Genomic DNA, 7,148 nt, shown 5'->3' with positions numbered 1-7,148 from the left:
TCCATTTCCCCTGGCTCTCATCCCGACGCTCACCAAGCACGGGTAGAGCGCGGGGCTTCCCGCCGAGAAGCTAAATAGGTCGGCCTTTACTTTTGCTTCGCGCAAACACTCAAATAGGGTTGAGAAATTGCCCCCTTCCCCCTGGCGGCGAGATTGCCCCCTTGCCTGTTCTAGGCAGAACTGTAGTTTTGTTAACAAAATGGCGATCGGTTCGCGCAAAGCGCTATTATTAACCTGAAATCAATTACTGTGACCAGGGAGCTATGGGTGAAGCAAAGCGTCGTAAAGCAGCACTGGGAGATAAATATGGCCAAGAGCCATATATCTTGCCCTGGCTGCCGATTACTAAAAGCCAATCACAACAGTTTATGACCTGGACAACCCGAGGCGCTTGGATTGGTATTGGCTTATTAATCGTAACTTGGTTAACCGTTCGCTTACTCGGTCCTGCCTTTGGTTGGTGGCAAGTGAACTAAAGCACTCAGTAATCACCGAACGGCACACCCGAGAAGCAACCCTTGCGGCACCCAACCTTTCACCGACGTTGCGGTGCCGCTAAGTCTTTTTTTGTCCTTTCTCAATTGGCAGTTAATGACATAACTTTCTAATCAATCTCATAAGAATTCCCAATCAAAAGCACCCCGTGCATCCTTCGCAAAGGTGGAAAGCTAGATTCACGCCGTGCTTTTTTTCTCGGGTTTCGGACATTCTTCGTGGAGAAGTTACATTCTCCGGAATCCCTCAATCCTCCAATGAATCTAGGAGTGAAAAATCAACTTTATGTCCCAACGGATACGATCTGCCAAAAGCAGATGGGATTAAATACTTCTAATTCACCGCGCGGCGATTTGCCAGTGGAGAATGGGAACCATAGCTAAGATACTATCCTCAAAAGGAGGTAGAATATTAAGAAAACATTAAAAAGTTCTACAATTGTGGTGTGATTATAGGAGAACCGTTGTGTTTATTAGACTAGCCGAACAGCACAGAGAATTCGTTAAAGATTTGGTAATGAACCTGCAAGCCCTGGCGATCGTGCTAGAGCGTCGGGGATTTCTCGCATCCTGCTACACCTGTGGGGGGCAGATGAATAGCGCCTCGTTTATGGTGAGCTTGGGAGAAGACCATCTGATCCGCTTTTTGGTGTCGGATTACGGGATTACCTGGACGGAAATGCGCGACGATCGCGAACTGATGAAGCTCGAAGGGGCAGAAGCGATCGCCCAACTGCAAGAACTGGCAAATTTAGTCAAACATCAAATGAAAACCACAGACGAAGAGTCTGACTTGGCGGAAGAAAGCGTCAATCATCAGCCCGCATAAGCCCCGTACATGAGGATCCACAAATCCGGCGCGAATCTCCAGTGGTCGATCTGGAGAAAATCGCGTTAATCGCAAATATCCCGGGAGTTTCATGGGTCAGAGAAAATGTTACCCTAGAACAGAGGGAGTACAAACGCCATCCCAGGGCTTGGCCAGACGGATGCAAACCGAAAGGCTCGACTTCCCGTGAAATCCAGAAGCTCGCGACCCTGGCAATGGTCTATCCCCTCTGAAGGTTCCTTTAGGACTCTGGAACGGGCAGCGAAAGCGCCCCGACCGAGCATTATTCTAATTAAAGATATGACTGCCCTAGAAACAACTTGGGAACATCATTATATTGAAACCAACCGGATCCGCCTGCACTGCGTGACCCAAGGAGAGGGAGAACTGGTTCTTCTCCTACACGGATTTCCGGAATTTTGGTACTCTTGGCGCTATCAGATTCCGGCACTTTCTCGATATTTTAAAGTGGTAGTGCCGGATTTACGCGGCTACAACGATTCGGATAAGCCGGAGAATGGCTACGATCTCGATACCCTCAGTGCGGATATTAAAGGTCTTATAGAGAATTTAGGCTACGTTAAAGCCCATATCGTGGGGCATGATTGGGGGGGCGCGATCGCTTGGCATCTGGCAGAAAAGTGTCCCAACAGCTTAGAACGGTTGGCGATTCTCAACGCGCCTCACCCCTACCAGTGGTTGCATGAAATGTCAAGTAATTTGGATCAACTGCGCCGCAGTTGGTATGTGTTGGCGTTTCAGGTTCCCGGAATCCCGGAATGGCTGATTCACCAAAACTTGAAGGATTTTGTCAAGAAAGTGTTTCAGGAACAAGCCATTCGCAAAGGGGCGTTTACCTCGGAACTGACGAAGATTTATCAAGAGGCCCTGGAAAAGCCCGGAGTCCTCTCGGCGGCAATTAATTATTATCGACAACTCATGTCGCCGCAAAGTTGGTTGCACAATTGGGGGCGATCGCCCATACCCGTCACCGTCCCTACCCTGGTACTGTGGGGGGAAGAAGATTCCTTTTTGAGCAATAAATTTACCGAAGGACTCGATCGCTTAGTGAAAGCGCCGTTTAAACTCAAATTAGTGCCGCACTGCGGTCACTGGATCCAGCAAGAAGTCCCCTATTTGGTGAATCGCGAATTAATTAACTTCCTGCGCCAGTCCTCAAACGAGAAATAACTTCAAATCGGCTAGCGCCGACACTCCTCCCCCGCCGCCCCCATCGGCGGGCTAGTTGTTTTGCCCTTCACTTTTCCCCGTTTCTTCTGTAGGATGGACAATCCTACAATACTACCAGAGCAATTACCAATTAAGGAAGAAACCTCAAATTCAGCAAAATTCACCTTCTTGTAACCGGCCAATTTCCCAGAGCATATTTCGCCTTGCATTCTCCTCATAGCGCTCCAACATTGGTTTAGTATAATAGATTTTATCCCGCTGCAACAACTGTTGTAAAACCTGCATTCTACCCTGGCAATACTCCGCATCTGAAACCCAAGAATATTCGCGTTTAATGCCATTGGCATAAAATTGATAGTCGGCATCCTCTGCCCCTAAAATCGATAAATCCGCATCAATCAAAATTTGACTGTCGATATCATGGGCGGCGACTTGATGATGTTGGGTATGCAAAATCATCCGAGTCACTGCATCGATAGTCGATCGCGGTATCTGTAATTGAGTCAAACATTTTTCCGCATACTCGGCGCTTTTTTCCTCATTATCTCGGGCGGTGGTATCGTAAATCGCATCGTGGAACCAGGCGGCAAATTGAATTGCCGTCAAATCCTGTGCTAGAGGTTGCAAATCCTCAACCATGTCTAACACGCGCTGAACGTGTCCGAGATTGTGGTAATGACGGTCCTTGCTGCAATAGGTACTCACCAACTCAAACAAGATTTTTTTGCCCACCTTTGGCGGAACTTGAAACGGGTGCAGCAAAGAATCCCAGCTTGATTTTAGACCCAATCCATCCACATACCCCATGATGTACCTAATCAGCCGACCCACTTACAGTTAGTTTTTTCTTAGGCAATGTTTATCGTCTTACTACAATTCTGGTTCGCTTGTCAATGTTTGGATTAGCGGTGCAATTGCTGTACCCGGGAGAGACGATCGCACCGCGATTAGGCGATGAGAGGGCGATCGCGCCATCACTGGAGTGCCGGCGGGGCGCGCCGATGCTTCCCCTACCTACAGCCCTAGAGAAAACCCTCGCGATCGCTTCTATGTTATGGTAGAGATTTCATCGATGAAAACTTGCATTCAAGGCTACCATGTTCAAAAAAGAACTCTGGCTTCCCCATGATTTTACCAATCACTTTTATCACGGTTCTATCCATAACTTAGTTTTTCTCGACCTAGAGTTTTTTCCCCTTTACTTAAAATCGCAAAAAGTCGAGCAGAGAATTTTTGGCTATACCTTGACTCGGCTTGTGGAAGACCCCAAACAACAGTATATCAAAATTCAGTTAATCGAAAACATCCCGGAAGAAAAACCCCTGATTCAAGAAATTTTTCAAGACATCAAAATCTTAGAAAACAAAGTTTTCATCGGCTTTAATATTATCCACAGCGATTTGTACTGCTTGCACAAAAGAGCTAAAGCCCTCAAACTCAAACCCACTTGCCAGCATCCGTTGGTATTTGACTTGTACGACCCCAAACAATCGCGCTATCGCGGGGGATTAAATGGTTTATTTGAATACCTCGACATCAACATCGACAAACAAATTAACGGCATGTACATTCGGCGCAATGCCAAACGAGTCTTCGCCCAAAAACCTCGGGCGAGCGATATTTTAAACACCATTTATGAATATTGCCTGGAAGATGCAAAAAATTACTTCCATATCATTTCAAACTGGCATTATAAATTTGAACGAGTTAATTCAGAGCGTTTCATTCATTTCCAGTTTAAAAGCAAAAAGCGGCGGCGGCGGCGGTGAAATTAACGGTTCCCCTCGCGGTTTTAGAGGAACCGTTAATTGATTTTAAAACGCCTCTATCCCTTCAAACTGCTTCGTTTTCATTGCATTTGCCGCTTCGCCACAGGTGCGCGGGGTGGGGAATAACTTCTCCGGATTTGCCAATCCCTTGGGATTAAACACTTGGCGCACCCATTGCATGGTTTCCAAATCCACCTCATTAAACATGTCGCTCATGTAGCATTTCTTGTCGGAACCAATGCCATGTTCTCCCGTCAAACTACCCCCAACTCGCACGCAGATTTTGAGGATTTCCCCGGCGAGTTCTTCCACTTCTTCTAATGCACCGGGAATTGAATTATCGTAAAGCACTAAGGGATGTAAATTCCCATCGCCCGCGTGAAAAACATTCGCCACGCGATAGCCATATTTGGCGCTCAATTCCTCAATTTCTTTCAATACCGAAGGCAACTGAGTGCGCGGAATTACCCCATCTTGCACGTAGTAATCCGGACTTAAATGACCCGCTGCAGCAAACGCCGCTTTGCGACCTTTCCATAATTTTAACCGCGTTTCGGCGTCGCTGGCGGTGGTGATATTGCGCGCGCCATTCTGCCTGCAAATTGCCGCCACGCGCTCTTTGTTGGTGTTGACTTCTACTTGCAATCCGTCAATTTCCACCAGCAAAACAGCGGTAGCATCCCGGGGATAACATCCCGTCGCCACCACATCTTCCACAGCGTTAATGCTCAGGTTATCCATCATTTCCATGCCCGCCGGAATAATCCCGGCGCTGGTAATGTCGGAAACTGCTGCACCAGCATCTTCTATACTGGTAAAATCGGCTAATAAGACGCATACCGCTTCCGGTGCTTTGAGAATCCGAAGGGTGATTTCGGTGGCAATTCCCAAGGTGCCTTCAGACCCGACAAATATTCCGGTTAAATCGTATCCGGGCATTTCGGGAATTTCGCCGCCGATTTCTTTGATGGAACCGTCGGGCAAGACGATTTTTAATCCCAATACATGGTTGGTGGTGACGCCGTATTTGAGACAGTGAACGCCGCCGGAATTTTCGGCAACATTGCCACCAATGGAGCAGATAATTTGACTGGAAGGATCCGGGGCGTAGTAAAATCCAGCACCGCTGACGGTTTGAGTGACCCAGTTATTAATGACTCCCGGTTGCACCACGACGCGCTGATTTTCTAAGTCAACTTTCAGCACTTTTCGCATTAAGGCGGTGACGATTAATACGCAGTTTTCTAGGGGTAAGGCACCTCCGGATAATCCGGTTCCCGCGCCGCGCGCTACCCAGGGAATTTCGTGGCGATCGCAAATTTTTATCGCTTCGGAAACTTGTTCCGTGGTGCGCGGTAATACTACTAAACCGGGGCGTTGTCGATAGCTGGTTAATCCGTCGCATTCGTAGGTGAGTAACTCTTCTTTGCGCCGCACTACGCCATCTTTGCCCACCACTTGCTCGAATTCTTTAATTATCGGTTTCCAGTTTCTTTGTTGGGTTTTTTCTTGGGTTAGCATGGGTTATTTTCCTCGGATTTACTGGATGTTTTATCTGTTTTTTGAATGTCTCGATTGAACCCCCGGGTTTCTGACTCTATTTTTGGTTAATTCAAGATTGGGTTTAAAAAACCAGTTTCTCGCTGCAACCACACCGATGCGCTTACATTGCTTTTGCCACTGACATGGGATTGGCAAGAATAGAGTCAGCCGAAAATTCCTCCCGGCGGGCAATATCCCAGCTCAATAGCTGAATGCCATTGCCAAAACTCGGTTCGGCTGTAATCGAAGGGGATAACTGCAATATTTCACATTCCGGATGCGCCGCGACAAAATCTGATTGCGCTTGTTGCACGCTTTTCCAATTGGAGTTATTCACGATAATCAAGGCGCGATCGCTCAAACAATGCCGGATTAATAGCAATCCCATCAGTTGCGATCGATAGTCGTAAGCACAATCATAAAAGTACGTGCCAATTTTTGGCCGGAGTTTTACTTCGCGCAATTCTAGCAAAAATTTTTCAAAGTCTTGATTGTAAAACGAAACCCGGTTTTCTAAATTGAATTTTTTTAAATTTTCTAACAGATTTGATAAACTGTCACTCGCTTCGTCTAATTCGGAAAAGTTATCCACCGCATAAGCTTTGCGATCGCCGTTATCCAGTAGCGCGCCAATTAAACTCGACCCCTGATAGGTGCCAATTTCGCAATACAGTTCCTCTGCTTCCATGCAAGACACAGCACAGTTGAGCAACTGCATCACGTTGGGAGTGGTCATCCCTTGCACGCGATCGAGTGCTTTTTGGAATTTTTCGGTTTTCGGTCGAACCGACTCTTCTCCCCAGTTTTCATATAAATCAGTCAGCTTGTCGATAAACCTTTGATAATCCATTTTTCCCTTTAGATGCGTTCCGTTTGCGTTGGGCGATTGGCTGTCTTTGAATTTAACATAAATTGAGATATAGCAGTTCTCATCTGGATGAAGTAGAGAATTTTTCACCTCGGAGGTGCCAACGCGGTTGAGACTCTTCGGCTGCTTACCCCATCAAGAAAGAAACCTGCTCTATTTCACCACCGCCACTCCAAGGTTGGAAAAACTGTACCGACAGCACAATGGTTTTTTCGCCGCCACCACGCCATCGGTGGAAAGAAACTATACCGATAAGCGGAATAGTTTTTCCCCACCACCACGCCATCGGTGGAAAGAAACTGTACCGACAGGAGAATAGTTCTTTCTCCACCACCACGCCATCAGTGGAAAGAAACTGTACCGATAAGCGGAATAGTTTTTCTCCACCACCACTCCAACTCTGGAATAAGCGGAATAGTTCTTTCTCCACCACCACTCCAAGGCTGGAAAGAAAC

Annotated in this window: 9 protein-coding genes; 5 read left to right on the top strand and 4 right to left on the bottom strand. The window is 47.1% G+C overall.

The genetic code is table 11. The annotated features are described in order from the left end of the window. The first annotated feature begins 263 nt into the window (after nucleotides 1-263). The 3 genes from AC0QH1_RS18945 (at nucleotide 264) to AC0QH1_RS18935 (ending at nucleotide 2,514) form a co-directional block, all read left to right on the top strand. Entirely contained in the window at nucleotides 264-476 is a 213-nt protein-coding gene (locus tag AC0QH1_RS18945) for a DUF2839 domain-containing protein (RefSeq protein ID WP_324632826.1), read from the top strand. A 484-nt stretch (nucleotides 477-960) separates the two neighbouring features. Next, nucleotides 961-1,323, top strand: coding sequence for a DUF1815 family protein (locus AC0QH1_RS18940; RefSeq protein ID WP_324632825.1), 363 nt, complete (start codon nucleotides 961-963; stop codon nucleotides 1,321-1,323). A gap of 300 nt (nucleotides 1,324-1,623) precedes the next feature. After that, nucleotides 1,624-2,514, top strand: coding sequence for an alpha/beta fold hydrolase (locus AC0QH1_RS18935; protein ID WP_324632823.1), 891 nt, complete (start codon nucleotides 1,624-1,626; stop codon nucleotides 2,512-2,514). Between the two features lie 150 nt (nucleotides 2,515-2,664). Here the strand turns inward: AC0QH1_RS18935 and AC0QH1_RS18930 are convergent, their stop codons facing one another. Further along, nucleotides 2,665-3,345: an HD domain-containing protein gene (locus tag AC0QH1_RS18930; protein WP_324632822.1), complete on the bottom strand. Its 681-nt coding sequence runs from the start codon at nucleotides 3,343-3,345 to the stop codon at nucleotides 2,665-2,667. A 62-nt stretch (nucleotides 3,346-3,407) separates the two neighbouring features. On the opposite strand from AC0QH1_RS18930, the gene AC0QH1_RS18925 reads away from it, so the two are divergent. Together AC0QH1_RS18925 and AC0QH1_RS18920 are read left to right on the top strand one after the other, a co-directional pair. Next, nucleotides 3,408-3,575, top strand: coding sequence for a hypothetical protein (locus AC0QH1_RS18925; protein ID WP_324632821.1), 168 nt, complete (start codon nucleotides 3,408-3,410; stop codon nucleotides 3,573-3,575). Nucleotides 3,576-3,611: 36 nt separating this feature from the next. Continuing rightward, a complete protein-coding gene (locus tag AC0QH1_RS18920) occupies nucleotides 3,612-4,283 on the top strand; it encodes a ribonuclease H-like domain-containing protein (protein WP_324632820.1) in 672 nt (223 codons plus the stop codon). 45 nt (nucleotides 4,284-4,328) lie between these two features. Here AC0QH1_RS18920 and glcD read toward each other — a convergent pair whose 3' ends face one another. The 3 genes from glcD to AC0QH1_RS18905 form a co-directional block, all read right to left on the bottom strand. Then, nucleotides 4,329-5,804: a glycolate oxidase subunit GlcD gene (gene glcD, locus AC0QH1_RS18915; RefSeq protein WP_324632819.1), complete on the bottom strand. Its 1,476-nt coding sequence runs from the start codon at nucleotides 5,802-5,804 to the stop codon at nucleotides 4,329-4,331. Between the two features lie 142 nt (nucleotides 5,805-5,946). After that, nucleotides 5,947-6,675: a class I SAM-dependent methyltransferase gene (locus AC0QH1_RS18910; protein ID WP_324632818.1), complete on the bottom strand. Its 729-nt coding sequence runs from the start codon at nucleotides 6,673-6,675 to the stop codon at nucleotides 5,947-5,949. Nucleotides 6,676-6,820: 145 nt separating this feature from the next. Further along, a partial coding sequence (locus AC0QH1_RS18905) for a hypothetical protein (RefSeq protein ID WP_324632817.1) occupies nucleotides 6,821-7,148 on the bottom strand: 328 nt, incomplete at its 5' end.

The sequence above is a fragment of the Phormidium sp. CCY1219 genome (genome assembly GCF_055795085.1).
This window is presented reverse-complemented; position numbering and strand designations above follow the sequence as displayed.